The organism is Streptomyces sp. NPDC025638 (assembly GCF_055558775.1).
In genome coordinates, this window is the sequence record NZ_JBVHLX010000004.1 from 227,663 (window position 1) to 248,760 (window position 21,098).

Here is a 21,098-nt window from a genome sequence, read left to right on the forward strand (position 1 = left end):
GCTCTCCCGGTCCCTCCGCTGGGATCTTCCCTCCGGAGGCCGGTGGACTACCCCTCGGCGGGGGGCAGTTCCGGCCGACCTTCGCCGGGACGCCGGTCCACCGGACGCCGGGGCGGGATCGGACCGGCCACGAAGTCGCGCGGGCCGGTCCACAGGGCCGGGACCGCGTCGCAGCGGCGGCACAACTCGTAGACGATCGCCTCGTAGTTGACGCGCCAGCCCCGGAAGTGCGGCCAGGCGTCCTTGGCCGGCCGCTCGGCCAGGAAACCGGCCGCCTCCACTCTCGCCACCGCCTCCTCGAACTCCCCGAACGTGAGCAGGATCGAGGCGTCCGGTGCCGGGTCGGCGTCGAAGGGGATGCGCAGCGCGCGGGCGATGTCGCGCAGGGCCGTGAACCCGGCGCGCAGCACGAGCCGCGCCTCCGGCGGCGCGACGCGCGGGGCCAGGGAGAGCTGCATGGCCGCCGCGTCCATGACGGCGACGAGCCCGACCAGTGCGCTGCGGTGCGGGCGCGGGGAGCGGAAGGTCAGCAGGATCGGGTACGTGGAGTGGCTCTCCCCGATGTCCGAGGCCAGCCGCTCCCAGGCGCGGTACAGCTCGGGCAGCGCGCCCTCGGTGTCGACCAGCCACTGCCGGGCCAGCACCTCGGGGCCCCAGGCGGGCTCGCCGGCCCGGGACTGGAGCAGGGTGACCTCCAGTTCGCGCCGGTTGTAGGCGCTGTAGAGCGTCGGCAGGTAGGCGATCTGCAGGGCGATGACGACGGGTCCGGTGGCCGCGGCGGCGAAGTCGAGCGCCGACAGCTTCAGCCGGGCCCCGCTGGCGAAGCCGAGGGTGAACAGGCTGCTGCCCGCCTCCCGGAAGGCCGAGGCCCAGGACAGCGGGGACAGCGCGTACAGCAGGAGCCCGAACGCGAGCAGGGCCCCGCCGAGCCAGGTGGTGAGCATCCCGATCAGCATCAGCGGGGCGAGCCAGGTCTGCGCGCGGTCGACGGCCTCGTATCCGCCCCCTCGCTGGGTGAGCCGCAGCAGTCTGCGCAGCACCCACCACAGGCGGAACACCAGCCCGGAGTACAGCCCGCGGGGCACCACCAGGGTGCGCAGGATGCTGCTGAGGACCAGTGCGAGCACCAGCGCCCCGGCCGCGCCGGAGATCCATGCCATGCGGTCATTCTGAACGGCGCCCGGCTCCGGGGACTCGGGGAGCACCGCAGACGGGTCATGGGCGCCGTACGGAGTGCGGACAACGGCCACGCATTGCGGAGTGTCCCGGACGCGCCCGACGCCTACGGTGTGCTCGCGGTGAACGGAGATCGCCGCAGGGATGAGCGGGGTCGGCGCCGCTCATCCTCGTCCGGGTGGAGCGGGGGCGCGGGAGTGCGCGACGGCCGCCCGCACCATCGGGCCCGGGTCACTCCCCCGTGAACACGGCGGCCGGGCCCACCATGTGTCCCGTTCCCGGTCCGTGTCCCGTTCCCGGTCCGGCACGCGCCTGTGCCCCGCGGCCGTGGCGGATACCGCCAACCGGGTGCCCGCGGCGGAACCGGGGGTGGTGCGGGGGCCGTTCGCGGCGGGCCGTGCCTCGCACGCCCTCCCAAGTCATCACTCGTCGTGACCGGTTCCGGGTAACTGTAGACACGGAGGGTGACGGTAGGAGCATGAGCCGTCACCGGTGCTACAGGGAGAAGGAACCATGTCGGTCGAGACCGGTACGACACCCGCGGCGGGTGCCGAGGAGCGGGAGCGGCAGAGCCTCGGTACCGCCGCGGCACGGAATCTCGCGACGACGACCAAGTCCGAGCCCCAAATGCAGGGGATCAGCTCACGATGGCTGACACGCATGCTGCCCTGGGTGGACGTGCCGGGCGGTACGTATCGCGTCAACCGGCGGCTGGCGTATGTGCTCGGCGACGGACGGGTGACGTTCGTCAAGACCGGCGCGCAGGTCAGGGTGGTCCCGGCGGAGCTGGGCGAACTGCCCCTGCTGCGCGGGTTCCCGGACGGTGCCGCGCTGCGGGCGCTGGCGGCACGGTTCGAGCAGCGGGAGTACGCGCCCGGCCAGGTGATCGCCGCGGGGGGCCGGCCGGCCGACCATGTCTACCTGGTCGCGCACGGCAAGGTGGAGAAGATCGGCGCGGGCCCCTACGGCGACGAGACGGTGGTCGGCCTGCTCGCCGACGGGGACACCTTCGGCGGCCAGGTGCTCGCGGGCCTGGACGGCGCCTGGGAGTTCACCGCCCGCGCGGCGACCGCCACCACCGTGCTGGCGCTGCCGCACTCGGCGTACCAGGAGGTCGCGCAGCGGCACGACGACCTGCGGGCGCACGTGGATCTGGCCCGGCCGGACGGTCACCGGCCGGTCAACGGCTCCGGAGAGGCCGAGATCGCGCTCAGTTCGGGGCACTCGGGCGAGCCCGACATCCCGGGGACGTTCGTGGACTACGAGGTGGAGCCGCGCGAGTACGGGCTGAGCGTCGCGCAGACCGTGCTGCGGGTGCACACCCGTGTCGCCGATCTCTACAACCAGCCGATGCACCAGACCCAGCAGCAACTCCGGCTGACCGTGGAGGCGTTGCGGGAGCGGCAGGAGCGCGAGCTGGTCAACAACCGGGACTTCGGGCTGCTGCACAACGCCGACTACGACCAGCGGATCTCCACCCGTTCCGGGCCGCCGACGCCGGACGATCTGGACGAACTGCTGAGCATGCGGCGCGAGACGAGTTTCCTGTTCGCGCATCCACGGGCGATCGCCGCGTTCGGCCGCGAGTGCAGCAAGCGGGGCCTGTACTTCGGCGGTGTCGAGGTGAACGGCCACAGACTGCCCGCCTGGCGCGGGGTTCCCCTGCTGCCGTGCGGCAAGATCCCGGTCACCGAGGCCCGTACGTCGTCGATCATCGCGATGCGCACCGGCGAGGACGACCAGGGCGTGATCGGCCTGCACCAGACGGGCCTGCCGGACGAGGTCGAACCGGGCCTGAACATCCGCTTCATGGGCGTCAACGAGCAGGCGGTGACCTCCTGTCTGGTGAGCACCTACTACGCAGCAGCGGTGCTCGTACCGGACGCACTCGGCATCCTGGAGAACGTGGAGGTCTCCCGCCGCGACACCGACTGAGGACGCGGCCGGCCGTGCGTCGCGCCGCCGGTCACCGGAGTTCCGCGACTGCTGAGCCGGCTAGGCGGGTGAGGGTCCGGGGCCGGCGTGGCGGTGGGCCGACTCGTTCTCCTGGGCCATGCGTCTGAGCGCCATCAGCGCGGGCTCCAGGAGGACGGTCAGCAGCAGGGCGCGTTCGGCTGCCTCCAACGGGTCCTCGATTCCGTCGAGTTGGTCGAGGTCGAGGACCGCGGTCCGCTCCGCCAGCCGCGCGTACGGCAGCAACGTACGCCGGTCCAGAGGGACTCCGAGCGAGCGCAGTGAGGTGAGGGTCTCGGCGAGCGTGGCACGGGCGGGTGCCGACCGGTGCACGTCCCAGCCCAGCTCCTCGACCAGCTCATCGACTTCGGTTGCGGCGGGGGCCTGCTCTCCTGGCTCCCCGGCCGGTCCGATCGAGCCCAGGGCGAGGCCGAGCGTGAGGTGGGTGTCGTCGGCGTTCCGGCACAGGGCGTCGAGCAGCTCCCGGGTGGTGCCCACGGACAGCCCGCGCACCCCGGTCAGCGCACGGATCAGACGGAGCCTGCGCAGATGGTGGTCGTCGTACTCGGCCTGGGTCGCCGCGGTCGTCCGGCCGGGCGGGAGCAGGCCCTCGCGGATGTAGTACTTGACGGTCGAGACGGAGACGCCGCCGCGGCGGCTCAGCTCGGACATGCGCATCGAAATCGGCCTCGCTCTGGAAACTGGATACCTCTACTATCTAATCTGGATAGCAGAGGTATCCAATAGGGGTTCCTCTCTCCCGTCGTGCTCCGACCCCTGAACCCGAGAAGGCGGCAGCCATGCCCACTCTGCGTTGGACCACCGTCGACAAGCCCGCACCGGACGCCGAGGCGTTCGTCATGGCGTCACGTCTGGAGGTTCGCAAGCTCTCCGACGTACCGCGCTTCTTCCTGCGCTCGCTCGCCACATGGAAACAGGTGACCGGCGCACCCGGTGCGTACGGCGCCTCGCTGACAGCCCAGCCCCTCAAGCGCACCTTCTGGACCCTGTCGGCCTGGCAGGACAAGGACGCGTTGTACCGGTACGCGAAGACCGAACCGCACCGGTCGATCATGACCGGACTGCGCTCCTCGATGAAGGCGTCGGTCTTCACCTTCTGGCAGGTACCGGCGTCCGCCCTGCCCATCGACTGGACGGAGGCCCGCCGCCGACTGGCGGAACAGGAGCAGGAGCAGGAATAGGAGCGGGAACAGGAGCGGGAGCGGGGACAACAGCAGCAGCGACAGGCCGGTTCGTGATCCTCAGCCGCCGAGGAGTTCCGCGAAGCGCTGGGCGCCGATGTTGCCGCCGGACACGATGACCCCGATCCTGCGGGGAGCCGGGCCGAGGTCGGTGCGGTGGGACAGCAGGGCGCCGAGCGCGCTTGCTCCGCTGGGTTCGACGACGATCTTCATGCGCTCGAACGCGAAGCGCATGGCGTCCCGGATCCGGTCGTCGTCGACCAGGGCGATGCCGTCCAGCAGACGCCGGTTGATGGAGAAGGTGAGCTCTCCGGGGATGTCGGCGGCCTGACCGTCGGCGATGGTGCGCGGCACGGGAATGGAGACGCGCCGCCCGGCTTCGAGAGACCGCTTGGTGTCGTCCCCGGCCTCCGGCTCGACCCCGATGACACGGATGTCCGGAAGGAGCCCCTTGGCGGCGGTGGCGCTGCCGGCGATCAGCCCGCCGCCCCCGACCGGCACGACGAGGGCGTCCAAGTCCCCCACTTCCTCGATGAGTTCGAGGGCGGCGGTGCCCTGCCCCGCGATGACGTGCGGATGCTCGTACGGCGGCACGAGCGCCAGGCCCCGCTCGGCCGCGAGGGCTCCCCCGATCGCCTCCCGGTCGCCGGTGTAACGGTCGTAGGTGACGATCTCCGCCCCGTAGCCCGCGGTCGCCTCCAGCTTCGAGCGGGGCGTGTCCTCGGGCATCACGATGACCGCGCGGGCGCCGAGTTCCCGGGCTGCCAGGGCGACGGCCTGCGCATGGTTGCCGGAGGAGTAGGCGGCGACCCCCTTGGCCAGCTGCTCGGGGGACAGCCTGGACACGGCGTTGTACGCGCCGCGGAACTTGAAGGCGCCGACGCGCTGGAAGTTCTCGCACTTGACGAAGACCTGGGCTCCGACCAGTGCGTCCAGTGTGCGGGAGCGCAGTACGGGCGTGCGGTGGGCCACTCCCTTGATCTGCGCCGCGGCGTCCTGGACGTCGTGCAGGGTGACGGGCTGGGCGTCGGGCATGGTCGTGGTCCCTTCGACGGTCCGGAACATCGGCTCTGGAATTATTGTCCAACACCTATACTGCATGTCCAGACCCGCCACCGGGGCAGGGTGCGTGACGCAGCGCGAGGGGTGTGCCATGCCGGCCGACGAGCAGGACGCGATCATCGCCGCGCTGACTCCGGTGATCGACGGGATCGCCGCGAGCCTCGGATCTTTCTGCGAGGTGGTGATCCACGACTTCCGCCGGCCCGAACACTCCGTCGTCGCCCTCGCGGGATCGGTCACCGGACGGGGCGTCGGCGGGTCGATGAGCGAGATCGGCATGCAGATCCTGGCTCGCGGTGCCGAGGCGCGCGACGAGCTGAACTACATCACCCGCACGCAGGACGGGAAGTTGGTCAAGTCGTCCACCATGGTGCTGCGCGATTCGAGCGGTGCGGTGTTCGGCGCGCTGTGCATCAACCTCGACGTGACCGCCGTGAACCAGGTGCACACCCTGGTCGGCGAGATCGCCGGCGTCACCGCGCCCGCCACCACGCTCCCCACCACGACCTTCGGGGACGACATCGGCACGGTGCTGGACGCGATCGTCGACGCCCGCCAGCTGCGCCAGAACAAGCCCTGGCCGCAACTCGGCCGCGAGGAACGCGTGGAGCTGTTCCGCGACCTCGACCGGCGCGGTGTGTTCGCCGTACGGGGCGCGGTCCAGCAGGTGGCGACCCGGCTCGGCATCTCCCGCGCCTCCGCCTACACCTACCTCGCAGCGGCCCGAAGCACCGCGGAAGACGGCACTGCCAACCGCCCGCTTTCGACCGGCTGACGGCAGTGCGCGCAGTCCGTCGGCACGGTGTCCGGCAGGCCGAGCACGGTGACCACGTGCTGCCGGATGGACGTCCACGCCGACTTCGGCCCACTCGCAGGCGCGGCCCAGCGGGTGCCGCTCACCTCACAGCTTGGCGCCGAAGTCCTGGGTCCACCACGGGCCGCCCGAACCCTTGTGGACGCCCACGCCGATCTCCTTGAACGAGCAGTTGAGGATGTTGGCGCGGTGGCCGGGGCTGTTCATCCAGGAGTCCATCACCGACTGGGGGGTCTGCTGGCCCTGGGCGATGTTCTCCCCGTACGTGGACCAGCGGTAGCCCGCGGCGGTGATGCGCTGCCCGGGGTCGACGCCGTCCGGGTTGGTGTGGTCGAAGAAGTTGCGGGCGGCCATGTCGTCGGAGTGGGCCTGCGCGGCCTTCTCCAGTTGCGCGTTCTCCGTGAGGGGACCGCAGCCTGCGTTCGCCCGCTCCTTGTTCACCAGCGCGACCACCTGCGCAACCGTGCCCGTCGGGGCCGACTGGGTCTGCGGGGTACTGGCCGGAGTCGGAGTCGGCCGGGCGGACTGCCAGGTCGGCGGCACGCTCTTCTTGGCGGGCTTCGGGGTCTTGGAGGCGCTCGCCTTCTTCGATTTCGAGGCGGACGGCGACGGGGACGCGGAGGCCGACGGGGAGGTCTCGACGGCGCTCGGTGCCGAGAGGTCCACCACGGGGGCATCGGCCGTCCGCGCGGTGGTCGAACTGTCGGCCCCGGAGTCCGTGCCGAAGTACCAGAGGCCGCCCCCCGCCACACAGGCCGCCACCACGGCACCGCCGACGGCCCGGCGCCGGACCCGCCGGAGTCGCCGCGCCTCGCCACGGGTGTTCGACCGGCCGCGCGTGGCACGGTGTCCGGCTCCCGTGCCCGCCGAGGCGTGACTTCCGGAGGCGCCGAGCAGGGATGCCGACCCGACCGGTGCCATGGAGTCGGAGGCGGAGAGCACCTTCTCCAGCAGTGCGGGCGCCGCCGCGACGAGCGCCAGACCGGCCAGCAGCCCCTCGGCCGGCATCAACCCGCTCCACAGACCGGAGCAGCGCGCGCAGCCACGGGCGTGCCGGGCTATTCGTTTGCGCCACAGCGCCGAGGGCCGGCCGTCCCAAGTGCCCAGCATGCCCCGCAGTTCCTCGCACGGCGGCTGCGCGTCGAGTGCCCGGACCACCACGCGGGCGGCCTCCAGTTGCGCCTTCATCCGTTGCACCCGGACCGCCGTGTGCTGCGGCGACAGCTCCAGGGCCGCGGCGACCTCGGTCCGGGTCAGTTCACCGGCGCACTCCAGCCACCACACCGACAGCAGTCCCCGGTCGTCCGGCTCCAGCCAGCGTGACGCCCGGGCGGTCTCCTGGCGCTGGCCGGACAGTTGCAGCTGCACCATGGTCAGGTCGACGAAGTCGGCGCCCGGGTCGGCGAAGTCCTGGGCGTCCTCCACGGCGCCCGGCGCGACCTGCCGGTCCTGCCAGTGGGCCCGGACCTGATTCATCGCGATCGCCACGAGCCAGGAGCGGAAGCTCTCGGGGTCGCGCAGTCCGCCCAGCCCGTCGAGGGCGCGGAGCATCGTCTCCTGCACCACGTCGTCGACGTCGACCGAGCCGTTCAGAGCCCGCCCCACGACGTTGTAGACCAGCGGGAGGTACGCACTGACCAGGGCGTCCTGAGCCTCGGGGTCGCCCCCTCGGGCAGCGGTCACCAGTGCCGCGGTCTCCACCGGGTTCTGTGTGCTCATCAAAAAACTTCCCTGTCCTCGACGCCGAACGATGCTGTCCGATGCATGGGAGATCGTTCGGTGAGCCTCGGATAACAGTTCTTCGGACACATATTCCACGAGAGGTTCACCGCGGGGGCACAGGGAGGGGAGCGGAGTGGAGGACGTCACATCATGGGAGGACGACGTCGACCACCGGGTGGGCCGGTGCCGCGTCCGTGACGACCAGGGCGATGCACCGCGGGCGGCATCCGCAGCGCGGGACTTGGCGTCGGCGGCGGGCGTCCGCGACGGGGTGTCCTCTGCGGAGGGCGTCGGCACGCCCGGCCGTCGCGCTCGATGATGCTCCGTCAAAGCGGCGCGCAGTGCCGCGGGAACGGAGGCGGCCAGGGCCGTGTGCAGGGCCTCACCGGTGAACAAGAGCATCTGCCCCTCCGCCCGGAGCAGAGCGCGACGATCACGGCGAGGGCGACCGAACCGGCCGCCGCCAGACCCATTTTCGGCAGCACGGGGACACCGACCACGGACAGGGCCGCCAGGGCGATCACCACCGTGAGGCCGGCGAACACGACCGCGGAGCCCGCTGTGCCCGTGGCACGGCCGGCGGCCTCCTCCCTGTCCCGCCCCTCGGCCAGTTCGGTCCGGTAGCGGGTGACGATGAACAACGCGTAATCGATGCCGACCGCCAGGCCCAGCATCATCGCCAGGGTGGAGGTGACGTCGCCGAGGTCGAACGTGTGGGCGAGCGCGCTGATCACGGAGCCGCCGATCCCCACGCCCAGCAGCGCGGTGAGCAGGGGCAGACCGGCAGCCACCAGCGAACCGAAGGTGAGGACCAGGGGAGCTACGCGCCTCGCAGGCCCTCCCAGCACTGCGACGCCCGATCTGCGACTCATGCCGGAGTCCTACGCTGCGTAGTCAGCACCAAGTCAGCACGGGAGGGGTGAGAACGGGTGATGACGTGGGCTTTTGGTCAGCACCAAACCAGCACGGGAGTCAGCACGGCACCTCTGAATCATGCCCGAACGGCGCAACTCGGACAGCGCCCTTCGCCGCCTCATCGCGGCCATCGACGACGCCCCGGGAGTGCCTCCATGGTGTGCGCGCGCACTCCCACGCCCAGAACTATGGTGTCCCAACACATACGCCTCTGACCTGCACGTTCCTACGGTGTGGCGACACGCAAACGTCCCCGTCACACGCCAGGAAGTGGTGCCGATGTCGTCGCCCGCAAGCGCCCCACCCGCTCCCCCGAACCTCCCCCGCATCGTCGCCGCCAGCCTCATCGGCACCACCATCGAGTGGTACGACTTCTTCCTCTACGGCTCGGCCGCCGCGCTGGTGTTCAACAAGTTGTTCTTCCCGGGCGCGGACCCGCTCGTCGGCACGCTGCTGTCGTTTCTGACGTACGCCGTCGGATTCGCGGCGCGGCCGCTCGGCGCGCTGGTCTTCGGGCACTACGGCGACCGGCTGGGGCGCAAGAAGCTGCTGGTGCTGAGCCTGTTGCTGATGGGCGGCGCGACCTTCGCGATCGGGCTGCTGCCCACGCACGCCAGCGTTGGCGCCGCCGCCCCCGTCCTGCTCACCGCGCTGCGCCTCGTCCAGGGCTTCGCGCTCGGCGGTGAGTGGGGCGGGGCCGTGCTGCTGGTGTCCGAGCACGGGGACGCGCGGCGGCGCGGGTTCTGGGCCTCGTGGCCGCAGACCGGGGCCCCGGCGGGACAACTCCTCGCGACCGGTGTGCTCTCGCTGCTCACCGCCATGCTGTCGGACGACGCCTTCGGCAGCTGGGGCTGGCGGATCCCGTTCCTGCTCTCCGGTGTGCTGGTCGTCGTCGGTTTGTGGATTCGGCTCTCTGTCGATGAATCGCCTGTGTTCCGTGAGGCGTTGGAGCGGGCCGAGGCCCGCAGGGCGGAGCGCGCGGAGGATGCCGAGAAGCTGCCGCTCGTCTCCGTCCTGCGGCACCACTGGCGTGATGTGCTCGTGGCGATGGGCGCGCGCATGGCGGAGAACATCAGCTACTACGTCATCACCGCGTTCATCCTCGTCTACGCCACCACGTCGGCCGGCGTCTCCAAGCAGACGGCGCTGAACGCCGTGCTCATCGGCTCGGCCGTGCACTTCGCGGTCATTCCGGCCTGGGGCGCGCTGTCCGACCGGGTCGGGCGCCGTCCCGTCTATCTGCTGGGCGCGGCCGGTGTGGGCCTGTGGATGTTCCCCTTCTTCTCCCTGGTCGACACGGCCACGTTCGGGAACCTCGTCCTCGCCGTGACCGTGGGGCTCGTGCTGCACGGCGCGATGTACGCGCCGCAGGCCGCCTTCTTCTCCGAGATGTTCGCGACCCGGATGCGCTACTCCGGCGCTTCCATCGGCGCCCAGTTCGCGTCCGTGGCGGCCGGTGCCCCCGCGCCGCTCATCGCCACCGCGCTGCTCGCCGACTACGGCAACTCGACGCCGATCGCCCTGTATGTGATCGCGGCGGCCGTGCTGACGCTGATCGCCGTGGGGGTGGCGCAGGAGACCCGGCACCGGGACCTCGCCGATGTCGGGGCCGGGCACGGAGCCGGGGCCGGAGCCTTGGGCGGTTCCGAGACCGCCGGAGCCTCGGCGTCGGGCGCGTCCACCGGGTGATCGGCTACGCCCGCACCGGCCCCCGTACGGTCGTCCGTACGGGGGTCAGTGCCGTGCCGGTGCCGCCAACCGGTGCAGGCGCAGGGCGAGTTGGATCTCCAGGGCGCGGGCGGGGCCCTGCCAGTCGTCGCCGAGGAGGCGGGAGACGCGCTCCAGCCGCTGGGCGACCGTGTTGACGTGGACGTGGAGTTCGTCCTTGGTGCGGGCCGGGCTCATACCGCAGGCGAAGTAGGCGTCGAGGGTGCGCAGCAGGTCCGTACCGCGCCGTTCGTCGTAGGCCACCACCGGGCCGATGGTGCGGTCGACGAAACCGGTGACGTCCCGCTCGCCCGCGAGGAGCAGACCGAGGAAGCCGAAGTCCTCGGCGGCGGCGCCGTCCCCGGAGCGGCCCAGAAGACGCAGCGCGTCGAGGCAGCGGCGGCCCTCGGCGTAGGCGGTGGCCAGGGTGTCGGGGTGTGCGAGGAGGTCGGCGACGGGGGCGGAGGCGCCCGCGGTGACCGGTTCATGGACGGCGGTGCCGAGGTGGCGCGCGGTGCGCCGGGCCACCTCGGTGGCGGTGTCACCGGGGCCGAGGGGCAGCAGCAGGACGGTGCCTCCGTCACGGGCCGCGGCCAGGCCGTGCCGGGTGGCGGCGAGATGGGAGGCCGCGGCCCACAGCCGGCGTCGGGCGGCGGCCTCCTGTTCGGCGTCGGCCGCCGGGCCGTCGAGGCGGGCGGCCAGGACGACATGGGTGGCGTCGAGGTCGGCGTGCAGCCGGGCCGCGCGGGCGCGCAGCAGACGCGGGTCGCGGTCGCGGGCGTCGAGCAGGTCGTCGAGGAGTTCGCCGCGGACGCGCTGCTCGGCCTCGGCGGCGGAGCGGCGGGCGAGCAGGAGCAGCGAGGTGACCATCGCGGCGCGCTCCAGGGTGAGCTGGTCGACGGGGTCGAGACCCGGGTGGCCGCGCAGCACGAGGGCGCCGAGGAGTTCACCGCCCGCGGCCACCGCGGCGATCCAGTCGTCCCCGTGCCGCACCGCGTGGCCCTCGGCCCGGGACTCCTCCAGCGCCTGCGGCGGTGTGGCGTCCGCCTCGGCGAACTCGACGGTTCCGGGGAGGACCTGGGACACCGCGGCGGCGACGTCGTGGACCCCGCCGCCGCGCAGCACGAGTTCGGCGAGCCGGTCGTGGACGTCCGAGGCGCGTTCGATGACCGCGCTGCGGTCCCGGATGATCTCGTTGGCGCGCTCCAGCCCGGCGAGCGCCGAGCGGGTCTCGGTGAGCAGGTTCGCGGTGTCGATGGCGGCCGCGGCGAGAGCGGCGAAGGAGCCGAGCAGTGCGATCTGCTCACGCTCGAAGACCCGGGCGCGCCGGTCCGCGGCGAACAGGACGCCGATGACATGGGGCCCGAGCATCAGGGGCACGCCGAGAATGGCGACCAGGCCCTCGTCCCGCACACCCGCGTCGATGGCGAGGGTGTGCTGGAAGCGGGCGTCCTTGAAGTAGTCGTCGGTGACGTACGGCCGGGCCGTCTGGGCGACGAGTCCGCCGAGCCCCTCCCCCATGCCCAGGCGCAGCTGCTGGAAGCGGGCCGCGACCGAGCCCTCGGTCACCCGCATATAGGTGTCGCCCCGGTCGGGGTCGTTGAGGCTGAGGTAGGCGACGTCCGTGCCGAGCAGGGAGCGGGCGCGCTGCACGATCGCCTGCAGCACCGCGTCCAGGTCCCTGAGGCCCGCCAGGTCGTGCGCGGTTTCGAAGAGGGCGGACAGCTCCGCCTCGCGGCGGCGGCGTCCCTCCAGGTCCGAGCGGACCCGCAGGGCCAGGAGCCTGGCCCGCTCCAGCGCGGCGATCCGGTCGGCCGGGCGGCCCTCGGCGCGGGCGAGCAGCACCGGCTGCTCGTACGCCTCCGCCGGCGCGCCGCGTGCGAGCAGTTCGAGGAACGGCGTCTCGGCGCCGGGGTCGGGCGTGACGGCGGCGCCGGCCGGCGCCCCGGCACCGGTGGCGGGGCGTCCGGCGGAGTGCAGGTGATCGCGGGACATGCTCACAGGATTCCGCATCGTCCGTCGGTCCGTCGGGGCCTGTGGAAAACCTTCGGTCGCGTGGGCGGCGGGTGGCTCAGTGCGCCGTCCAGCCGCCGTCGAGGACCAGCGAGGTGCCGGTGACGAAGGACGCCCGAGGACTGCACAGGTAGGCCACGGCCTCGGCAACGTCCTCGGGTTCGATGAGCCGCTTGACGGCGCTGTCCTGCAGGAGCACCTCGGTCAGCACGCGTTCCTCGGGGATGCCGTGCGCGCGTGCCTGGTCAGTGAGCTGCTTCTCGACCAGTGGGGTGCGCACATAGGCGGGGTTCACACAGTTCGAGGTGACCCCATGGGGCGCGCCTTCGAGGGCGGCCGTCTTGGACAGGCCCTCAAGACCGTGTTTGGCGGCCACATAGGCGGATTTGAAGGCCGAGGCGCGCAGACCATGGACGGAGGACACGTTGACGATGCGGCCCCAGCCCTGTCCATACATGTGCGGCAGGGCACCGCGGACGAGCCGGAACGGCGCCTCCAGCATCACGGTCAGCACGGTGTGGAAGACGTCGGGCGGGAACTCCTCGATGGGGCGCACCAGTTGCAGTCCGGCGTTGTTGACCAGGACGTCGGTGCCGGCGGCGGCGAGTTCGGCGGCGTCCAGGTCGGTGAGGTCCAGGACGTGCGGTTCGATGCCGCCCGCGAGGCCGCGGGCCGCCTCGGCCAGCTCTTCCAGGCCCGCTGCGTCCCGGTCGACGGCTCTCACCTTGGCCCCGGCGGCCGCGAGACGCAGCGCGCAGGCGCGGCCGATGCCGCCGGCGGCGCCGGTGACGAGGGCCGTACGGCCACCGAGGTCGAGCGTGGAGGCGTATGGGCCGGGCAGGGCGCTGGGCGAGGTCATGTGCCGACCCTAGGCAGCCCTCCCACCCGGCCACATATGGTCAGGCCCCACACTTTACTTGAAGCTCGTAGGCTCGAACCACGTGGGTTCATCGGACATGGCCTGCTTGATCCGAATGTGGTGGCGTTCGTCCATCTCCGGCAGCGCGTCCACCTCGAACCAGCCGACCTGCAGGGACTCGTCGTCGTTGACCCGCGCCTCGCCGCCGACGGCCCGGCAGCGGAAGGTGATGTCCATGAACTGGCAGATGTCGCCGTTGCCGAAGGTGACCGGCTCCGCCGACTTCACCATCACGATCCGTTCGGCCACGCACCGCACGGCGGTCTCCTCGTACACCTCGCGCACGGCGCAGGCGGCGGGCTGCTCACCGGGATCCGGGATGCCGGAGAGCACCGCCCACTTGTGGTTGTCCGCACGCTGCCCCAGCAGGACTCTGCCCTGGTCGTCGAAGACCACGGCGCTGACTCCGGGGAGCCACAGCAACTGGTGTCCGGCGGAGGCGCGAAGCGTACGGATGAAGTCAGGAGTAGCCATGGAACCGACCCTAACCGGCCGGTTCCCTTCCTTCAGCGCGACGCCGCGTCCTTCAGCGCGACGCAGCGGGCGCGCGGCGGGGCGCGCGGCTACGCCTCGTCGGCGCGCCGGCCGCGCACACCGGCGCCGATCGCCCAGCCGAGCCCGCCCGCGGCGATCAGCAGCAGGGCGGTCTCGGGCAGCATGCCCAGCTCGGTGGCGGGTGTCTTCGAGGAGCGCAGCGGCACCTTCTGGACCAGGTAGTCGGGCACGAACATGCCGGTCTTCTTGGTGATCGTCCCGTCCGGCATGATGACGGCGCTGACACCGCTGGTCACCGGCACGGTCACGGTACGGCTGTGCTCGACGGCACGGACGCGGGACATGGCGAGCTGCTGGTAGGTCATCTCGCTGCGGTCGAAGGTCGCGTTGTTGCTCGGCACGGAGATCAGCTGAGCGCCGTCGGTGACCTCGGACCGCACGGCCCAGTCGAAGGCGGCCTCGTAGCAGGTGACCAGGCCGACCTTGGAGCCGTCGAAGTCGAACACACCCGGCTTCGTGCCCCGGCTGAAGTCCTGGCGGACCATGCTGGTCCAGTTCTTGTTGATCGCCCCGACCAGCGACCGCAGCGGAAGGTACTCGCCGAACGGCTGGATCTGCCGCTTGTCGTACGTCTGCGTGGGCCCCTTGACCGGGTCCCACAGGATCTGCTCGTTGAGCAGCTTCCCGTCCTTCTCGACGACACCGCCCACCGAGATGGGCGCGCCGACGGCCTCTGCCGCGTCGTCGAGGATCTGGGCCGCGTCGGCGTTGGTGAAGGGGTCGATGTCCGAGGAGTTCTCCGGCCACAGGACGAAGTCGGGCTTGGCGACCTTGCCCGCCTTGATGTCCGCGGCGAGCTTCCGGGTCTCACGCGCGTGGTAGTCGAGCACTGCGCGCCGCTGGGCGCTGAACTCCAGACCGGCGCGTGGCACATTGCCCTGGATGACCGCGACGGTCGCGGTGCCGTTCTCCGCCTTGTCACTGACCAGCCCCCGGGCGGCCACGGCTCCCACCACCGGGACGGCCACGCTCAGCAGGGCCGTGGCCGCGGCCGCCTTGCGCAGGGTCCGGGTGCGGCGCCCCTCGGCGACCAGCCGCCCGGCCTCGTACAGACCGAAGCCGCACAGGACGACCGCGAAGCCGAGCACCGGCGTCCCGCCCACCGCGGCGAGCGGCAGGAAGACGCCGTCCGCCTGACCGAACGCGATCTTGCCCCAGGGGAAGCCGCGGAAGGGCACGCGCGCGCGTAGCGCCTCGCCCGCGATCCATACGGCCGCCGCCCACAGCGGCCAGGCGGGCAGCTTGGACACCGCGGCGACGCCCACGCCGACGAGGCCGACGAAGACCGCCTCGATGGCCACCAGCGCCAGCCACGGCCCGGGACCGACCTCCACACCCGTCCACACCAGCAGCGGCAGCAGGAAGCCGAGGCCGAAGAGGTAGCCGAGGCCGAGGGCCGCCTTCCAGCCGCGGCCGCGCAGCACCCAGGCGAAGCCGGCGAAGGCGGGCACGGCGAGCCACCACAGGGTGCGGGGCGGGAAGCTGACGTACAGGAGCACGCCGCAGAGCGCGGCGGCTGCGGCCGGGGCCAGACGCCGGAGCAGCCGGAGGCCGCGCGCGGTGGGCGCGGGCTGCAACGGGAGCTGGTCCGGCTGGTCCGACTGGTCCACGGAGGTTGCGGTGACGGTCACTCGGGGAGTGTACGGCGGGTGACCTTGCCGCGGACAGGACGGTCCGGATGGCGGGGAGCGCAGCGGCCGCCGTCCGGGAGCCACATCCTTCCTGCGTAACTCGTCCACAAAACGGTGATCAGCCGTTACGGTGTGCCGGAGCCTGTGTCGTGCGGTCGTCCCGGTCGCGCGGACGGGTCGGCCACACGTCGGGGGACGGGTACGAGGGGCGACTGGGTGGGTTCCACGGGGATGGCGTCCGCGGCGGGGGCGGACGCGGAGAGCGACAGACGAAACGTTTCTGACGCCACGGGTGTCGTGGTGCTCGGGGCCTGCGCCGCGTGGGCGCTGATCACCGCGGCGGCGCACGGCGGCCGGCCCGAGGGCGTCCTGCTCGCGGTGCTTGCCGTGGCCGCCGGCTATGCCTCGGGCCGGATCTCCGGAGCCCTGCTGCCGGTCGCCGCGCCCTGCGCCGGGGCGCTGGCCGGGCTGGGACTGGCGGTGGCCATGCCCCACCTCGCCCCCGGCCCCCAGTTCACCACCCCGCTCGGGCCCACCGGCGCCACCGCGGCGCTGCTGACCCTGGCCACCGGAGCCGCCTGCTGTGCCGCGTGGGCCACGCCCGTGCCGGCCCTGCGGCTCGCCCTGCACCTGCTGGCCCTCGGGATCACGCTGACCGCGGCCGCCCTGGGCTCGGCCGTCGGATGCGCCCTGGCCGCCGGCGTCCTGCTGTGCTCCCTCGCCGCGGGCCGGATGAGCCGGCGCGGCCCGGGCCTCGTGGGCCTGGCCCTGGCGGCGGCCCTGGCGGCCGGAGTGACCTGGGCACTGGCCGAGCACACCCTGCCGGAGGGGCTCACCGCCGCCCTGGAGGGCCGGCTCACCCAGCACCGCGTCGGGCTGTGGCAGGACGCGCTGCGGCTGGCCCGCCAGAACGCCGCCCTGGGCATCGGCCCCGGCCGCTTCGGCGAACTGAGCACCACCGCACATCAGGCGCTGTTGCCCGACGGCAAGCCGCACTCCGCGCCGCTGCAACAGGCGGCCGAACAGGGACTCGTCGGTGTGCTGCTGCTGGCGGCGGCGTTCTGCTGGGTGCTGTACGCCCTGTGGCGCAGTCCCCGCAGCACGCCGGTCGCGCTCAGCGCGGGCGCCGCGCTCACGGCCCTGGCCGCGATCGCCGCGGTCGGCAATCCGCTGAGTTTCACCACGGTGTCGGTGGGCGCGGGGCTGCTGGCCGGCCTGGCCACGGCCCGGCCGCTCGTCGCGCACGAACCCACGGAACAGTGACTCGGGCCGGCCGCTCGCGCGGGCCGCACCGAGGAGGACCTGTGTGACCCCGCACAGCTCCCGCGACGTCAGCGAGCGGTCCCCGGCGCGATCGACCGCAGACGGTCCCGGATGGCCGTCACCGCGGACTCCGCGTTGTCCACGGTGATCGTGAACGTGTGGCCGTCCCACAGGCGCAGGACCACACCCTCGCCCCGGCGCACGACGACCGCCGTGCCCTTCTCGGGACGCCAGCGGTAGCCCCAGCCTCCCCAGTGCCGCGGAGTCACCATCGGGGCGAACTCGGCTCCGGCGACCTGGTCGAGCGGGATACGGCGGCGGGGCACACCCATATGGCCGCAGCGGACCTCGACGCACTCCCGGTCGAGCTTCAGGTCGACGTGCACGAACGCGAGGGTGCCGAAGAGGACCAGCAGTCCGGCCGCGATGCAGCCCACGACGGACATGACCAGCGGGGCGACGCCCGAGGTCCAGGCGGAGTCCACCGCCAGCTCGATACCGAGCGCCATGCAGGCCGCGCCGGCGAGAGCCGGCAGCCACTGGGCCCGGTTCGTAGCGCGTCCGGTCCACACCTCGGGCTGCACGGCGTCCGCGTCGTGGGGGTGGTCCCTCATGGCTACGAGGTTACTCAGGTTTCGCTGCGCGGGTACCGCGTCGCGGAGGGTGACTGCCGCGGACGAGGACAGCCGGGGTCAGCGGACGGGGGTGACGGCGGGCAGGAGCCTGCCCTCGGCGTAGTTCAGCGCGGGCACGGGCAGCTCGCCCTCGCGGCCGCTCAGCAGCACGGTGAGGGTGCCGTCGGCCGGGGCCCCGGGGGCGGGCTCCTCACCGATCCGGCGCAGCGCCTGTGCGGCCACCGCCCCGGCGGAGCCGTGCAGGACCAGCGGCGGCGCGTCCGGCCGCTGCACCGCGGCGCGGATACGTTCCGCCACCAGTTCGTAGTGGGTGCAGCCCAGGACCACGGTCGTCACCTCGTCCGGAGTCAGTGCGGCGGCCACGGCGACGGCGGCGTCGATGGCCGCCTCGTCGGCGTGCTCCACGGCCTCGGCGAGGCCCCAGCAGGGCACCTCGGCGACCGGGACGCCGTCGGCGAACTCCTCGATGAGACCGCGCTGGTACGGGCTGCCCGTGGTGGCGGGCGTCGCCCAGATCGCGAGGGGGCCGCCGCCGGCCGCGGCGGGCTTGATCGCCGGGACCGTGCCGATCACCGGGATGGCGGGCTCCAGCCGGGCGCGCAGCGTGTGCAGGGCGTGCACGGTCGCGGTGTTGCAGCCGACGATGAGCGCGTCGGGCCGGTGGGCCGCGGCGGCCTCGGCGACGGCCAGGGCACGGCCGGTGAGGTCCTCCGGGGTACGCGGTCCCCAGGGCATCCCGTCGGGGTCCAGGGAGAGAACGAGATCGGCGTCGGGGCGCAGGCGCCGTACCGCGGCGGTGGCCGCCAGCAGGCCGATTCCGGAGTCCATGAGCGCGATCTTCACCCGGCCACGATAGACGATGGGCCCCTGTGGACCGGCCGGGTGGTGCAGACTTCGCGGGTGAGCGCGATCGTGTGGATCTCCGCCCTGTCCCTCGCCGCCTGGCTGTGGCTGCTGCTCTGCCAGGGCTTCTTCTGGCGTACGGACGTACGGCTGCCGCCGCGCAGGGATCCGGACGACTGGCCGTCCGTGTGTGTCGTCGTACCGGCCCGGGACGAGGCCGCCGTACTGCCGGCGAGTCTGCCGTCGCTGCTGGCGCAGGACTATCCGGGGCGGGCCGAGGTCTTTCTGATCGACGACGGCAGTTCGGACGGCACCGGGGAACTGGCCCGTGAACTGGCCGCGCGCCACGGCGGACTGCCGCTGACGGTGGACTCCCCCGGCGAGCCGCCCGCGGGCTGGACGGGCAAGCTCTGGGCGGTGCGCCACGGCATCGCCCTGGCACGCGCGCGTGGTCCCGAGTACCTGCTGCTGACGGACGCGGACATCGCCCACACGCCCGACAGCCTGCGCCATCTGGTGGCGGCGGCGCGCACCGGGAACTTCGACGCCGTGTCGCAGATGGCCCGGCTGCGGGTGGAGAGCCTGTGGGAACAGCTCGTGGTGCCCGCTTTCGTCTACTTCTTCGCTCAGCTGTACCCGTTCCGCCGGATCGGCCGGAGAGGGGCCCGGACGGCGGCCGCGGCGGGCGGCTGTGTGCTCCTGCGCGCGGATACGGCACAGCGGGCGTGCATCCCGGACGCCATCCGGCACGCCGTCATCGACGACGTGGCCCTCGCCCGTGCCGTGAAGGGCGGCGGGGGCCACATCTGGCTTGGGCTGGCCGAGCGGGTGGACAGTGTGCGCCCCTACCCGCGGCTGCACGACCTGTGGCGCATGGTCTCGCGCAGCGCGTACGCACAGCTGCGGCACAACCCGCTGCTGCTGCTCGGTACGGTCGCCGGGCTGGCGCTGGTGTACCTCGTGCCGCCCGCGGCCGTGGTGGCGGGTGCCGCGGCGGGAAGTACGGCGGCCACGGTCACCGGCGCTTCCGCGTGGCTGGTGATGACGGCGACGTACGTCCCGATGCTCCGCTACTACCGCCTGCCGCTGTGGCTCGCTCCCCTGCTGCCCTTCACCGCGTTCCTCTATCTCCTCATGACGGTCGATTCCGCGGTGCAGCACTACAGGGGGCGCGGGGCGGCCTGGAAGGGCCGCACGTACGCGCGTCCGGACACCGTGCCCGACGAGGGCTGACCCATCTACTTCCGGCCGGGGGTCCAGTTCATGCCCCACCCATAGGCGCGGTCGACGGTCCGTTGCGGGCTCACTCCGCGATCCGGCACCAGGTATCGCGCCTCGCGCTGGACGACGAGGTCGGCGCCCGTGTTGGTGATCAGGGCGAGCGCGCACACGGTGGAGGGGACGGTGCACTCGTCGAGGGAGAAGTCGACGGGGGCGCCGTGCTGCGGCTGGAGCGTGACCGTCGCGTGCAGGTCCGCGAAGGAGGAGGCGCCTTCGTAGATGGTCACGAAGACGAGGATGCGCCGGAAGTCGCGGGTGTGGTCGAGGTTGACGGTGAGGTTCTCGCCGCTCGCCACCGCGCCGGTGCGGTCGTCGCCGTCGAGGTGGATGTACGGGGGCCGGTGCAGCGATCCGAAGGCGTTGCCGAGTGCCTGTACGACTCCCTTGCGGCCGTCGGCGAGTTCGTACAGGGCGCACAGGTCGAGGTCGAGGTCTCCCTGTGCCGCGCCCCGCCGGCCGCCCCAGGTGGGGAACTGCTTGCGCATCTGCCAGTTGAGGTTGACGCGCATGGTGCCGGACGTGCCGCCCTGCTTGGCCAGCGACACCGAGGGGGCCGCCTTGGTGAGCGTCACCTTGCTGAGGCGGACGGGCTGGGCGGGCGGCGCCGACGGGGGCGGAGTCAGATGGACCGGGGGCCCGGACGGCGGGGGCAGGTGGGCGGTGGAACCCGGGGGCGGGGGCATCGGGGCGGGCGGCGCGGGCGGGGGCGGCACGGTCACCGGGGGTGCGACGGGCGGGACGGTGGGAGGTGCCGCGTGCTGCGGCTCGTCCACGGTGATCCCGAAGTCCGTGGCCAGGCCCTCGAGCCCGCTGCTGTAGCCCTGGCCCACGGCCCGGAACTTCCAGCCGCCCTGGCGGCGGTAGAACTCGCCGAGCACGAAGGCCGTTTCCACCGTGGCACCGGGGCTGTCGAAGCGGGCGACCACTCCGCCCCCGTCGGCGTCCTGGACCTCGACGTACAGGTCCGGCACCTGCCCGAAGGCGCCGCCGTCCGCGGAGGCCGCGAGGACGACCCGCTCGACGGCGCCCTCCACGCGCGCGAGGTCGACGAAGAGGGTGTCGGTGACCCGTCCGCCCGTGTTCCGTTTGCCCTCGTGCCGGACCGCGCCGGAGGGATGCGCCGGCTGGTTGTAGAAGACGAAGTCGCCGTCGGAGCGCACCTTTCCCGCCACGAGGAGCAGCGCCGAGGCATCCGCGTCCGGGACGCCGGGTCCGGAGCGCCAGCCCAATTCGACGCGCAGGGCCTTCGTCGGCACCGGCGCATTCGACCCTTTCGGCATTGACATGTACGCCCCCATCTCCTGTGTCGCCCCGCCGGGCCGCACCCCGGCCGTGGGCTTCCATCCCTACCCGCCCAACCTATTCCCGAGGGACGGCGAACTCCCATGGGCGGCACAGGAAGATCGC

Annotated in this window: 17 protein-coding genes and 1 pseudogene; 6 read left to right on the forward strand and 12 right to left on the reverse strand. The window is 72.6% G+C overall.

What is annotated here, in order from left to right:
* Positions 1 to 47: 47 nt before the first annotated feature.
* Complete coding sequence (locus ACZ4EG_RS12045; protein ID WP_467790552.1) at positions 48 to 1,160, reverse strand: hypothetical protein; 1,113 nt, start codon at positions 1,158 to 1,160, stop codon at positions 48 to 50.
* A gap of 529 nt (positions 1,161 to 1,689) precedes the next feature.
* On the opposite strand from ACZ4EG_RS12045, the gene ACZ4EG_RS12050 reads away from it, so the two are divergent.
* Positions 1,690 to 3,111, forward strand: coding sequence for a family 2B encapsulin nanocompartment shell protein (locus tag ACZ4EG_RS12050; RefSeq protein WP_467790553.1), 1,422 nt, complete (start codon positions 1,690 to 1,692; stop codon positions 3,109 to 3,111).
* 60 nt (positions 3,112 to 3,171) lie between these two features.
* Here ACZ4EG_RS12050 and ACZ4EG_RS12055 read toward each other — a convergent pair whose 3' ends face one another.
* Positions 3,172 to 3,807, reverse strand: coding sequence for a MerR family transcriptional regulator (locus tag ACZ4EG_RS12055; protein WP_453550589.1), 636 nt, complete (start codon positions 3,805 to 3,807; stop codon positions 3,172 to 3,174).
* Positions 3,808 to 3,929: 122 nt separating this feature from the next.
* On the opposite strand from ACZ4EG_RS12055, the gene ACZ4EG_RS12060 reads away from it, so the two are divergent.
* The gene (locus tag ACZ4EG_RS12060; RefSeq protein WP_467790554.1) at positions 3,930 to 4,331 is read left to right on the forward strand and encodes a DUF3291 domain-containing protein; all 402 of its coding nucleotides are present in this window, start codon (positions 3,930 to 3,932) and stop codon (positions 4,329 to 4,331) included.
* A 60-nt stretch (positions 4,332 to 4,391) separates the two neighbouring features.
* Here the strand turns inward: ACZ4EG_RS12060 and ACZ4EG_RS12065 are convergent, their stop codons facing one another.
* Complete coding sequence (locus ACZ4EG_RS12065) at positions 4,392 to 5,366, reverse strand: threo-3-hydroxy-L-aspartate ammonia-lyase (protein WP_467790555.1); 975 nt, start codon at positions 5,364 to 5,366, stop codon at positions 4,392 to 4,394.
* A 118-nt stretch (positions 5,367 to 5,484) separates the two neighbouring features.
* On the opposite strand from ACZ4EG_RS12065, the gene ACZ4EG_RS12070 reads away from it, so the two are divergent.
* Entirely contained in the window at positions 5,485 to 6,168 is a 684-nt protein-coding gene (locus ACZ4EG_RS12070) for a helix-turn-helix transcriptional regulator (protein ID WP_467790556.1), read from the forward strand.
* A 126-nt stretch (positions 6,169 to 6,294) separates the two neighbouring features.
* Here ACZ4EG_RS12070 and ACZ4EG_RS12075 read toward each other — a convergent pair whose 3' ends face one another.
* Both ACZ4EG_RS12075 and ACZ4EG_RS12080 read right to left on the reverse strand, forming a co-directional pair.
* On the reverse strand, positions 6,295 to 7,926 hold the full coding sequence (locus ACZ4EG_RS12075) for a sigma-70 family RNA polymerase sigma factor (RefSeq protein WP_467790557.1): 1,632 nt from the start codon (positions 7,924 to 7,926) through the stop codon (positions 6,295 to 6,297).
* 425 nt (positions 7,927 to 8,351) lie between these two features.
* Positions 8,352 to 8,798 (reverse strand): annotated as a pseudogene (locus ACZ4EG_RS12080) (MMPL family transporter); the annotation flags it as partial.
* A 325-nt stretch (positions 8,799 to 9,123) separates the two neighbouring features.
* Between ACZ4EG_RS12080 and ACZ4EG_RS12085 the strand changes: the two are divergent.
* The gene (locus tag ACZ4EG_RS12085; RefSeq protein ID WP_467790558.1) at positions 9,124 to 10,533 is read left to right on the forward strand and encodes an MFS transporter; all 1,410 of its coding nucleotides are present in this window, start codon (positions 9,124 to 9,126) and stop codon (positions 10,531 to 10,533) included.
* A 45-nt stretch (positions 10,534 to 10,578) separates the two neighbouring features.
* On the opposite strand, the gene ACZ4EG_RS12090 is transcribed toward ACZ4EG_RS12085, so the two are convergent.
* The 4 genes from ACZ4EG_RS12090 to lnt form a co-directional block, all read right to left on the reverse strand.
* Positions 10,579 to 12,546, reverse strand: a complete 1,968-nt coding sequence (locus ACZ4EG_RS12090; RefSeq protein WP_453550604.1) for a helix-turn-helix domain-containing protein — start codon at positions 12,544 to 12,546, stop codon at positions 10,579 to 10,581.
* Positions 12,547 to 12,622: 76 nt separating this feature from the next.
* On the reverse strand, positions 12,623 to 13,423 hold the full coding sequence (locus ACZ4EG_RS12095) for a 3-hydroxybutyrate dehydrogenase (protein WP_467790559.1): 801 nt from the start codon (positions 13,421 to 13,423) through the stop codon (positions 12,623 to 12,625).
* A gap of 54 nt (positions 13,424 to 13,477) precedes the next feature.
* Complete coding sequence (locus tag ACZ4EG_RS12100) at positions 13,478 to 13,957, reverse strand: NUDIX hydrolase (protein ID WP_467790560.1); 480 nt, start codon at positions 13,955 to 13,957, stop codon at positions 13,478 to 13,480.
* Positions 13,958 to 14,046: 89 nt separating this feature from the next.
* Complete coding sequence (gene lnt, locus ACZ4EG_RS12105) at positions 14,047 to 15,669, reverse strand: apolipoprotein N-acyltransferase (protein WP_467790561.1); 1,623 nt, start codon at positions 15,667 to 15,669, stop codon at positions 14,047 to 14,049.
* A gap of 231 nt (positions 15,670 to 15,900) precedes the next feature.
* Here lnt and ACZ4EG_RS12110 point away from each other — a divergent pair, with 231 nt between their 5' ends.
* A complete protein-coding gene (locus ACZ4EG_RS12110; RefSeq protein ID WP_453550871.1) occupies positions 15,901 to 16,932 on the forward strand; it encodes an O-antigen ligase family protein in 1,032 nt (343 codons plus the stop codon).
* Between the two features lie 68 nt (positions 16,933 to 17,000).
* On the opposite strand, the gene ACZ4EG_RS12115 is transcribed toward ACZ4EG_RS12110, so the two are convergent.
* Positions 17,001 to 17,546, reverse strand: coding sequence for a hypothetical protein (locus ACZ4EG_RS12115; RefSeq protein WP_453550612.1), 546 nt, complete (start codon positions 17,544 to 17,546; stop codon positions 17,001 to 17,003).
* Positions 17,547 to 17,624: 78 nt separating this feature from the next.
* A complete protein-coding gene (locus ACZ4EG_RS12120; RefSeq protein ID WP_467790562.1) occupies positions 17,625 to 18,410 on the reverse strand; it encodes a glutamate racemase in 786 nt (261 codons plus the stop codon).
* A 39-nt stretch (positions 18,411 to 18,449) separates the two neighbouring features.
* Between ACZ4EG_RS12120 and ACZ4EG_RS12125 the strand changes: the two genes are divergently transcribed.
* Complete coding sequence (locus ACZ4EG_RS12125; RefSeq protein ID WP_467790563.1) at positions 18,450 to 19,643, forward strand: glycosyltransferase; 1,194 nt, start codon at positions 18,450 to 18,452, stop codon at positions 19,641 to 19,643.
* 5 nt (positions 19,644 to 19,648) lie between these two features.
* Here the strand turns inward: ACZ4EG_RS12125 and ACZ4EG_RS12130 are convergent, their stop codons facing one another.
* Complete coding sequence (locus ACZ4EG_RS12130) at positions 19,649 to 20,989, reverse strand: TerD family protein (RefSeq protein ID WP_467790564.1); 1,341 nt, start codon at positions 20,987 to 20,989, stop codon at positions 19,649 to 19,651.
* Positions 20,990 to 21,098: the final 109 nt, after the last annotated feature.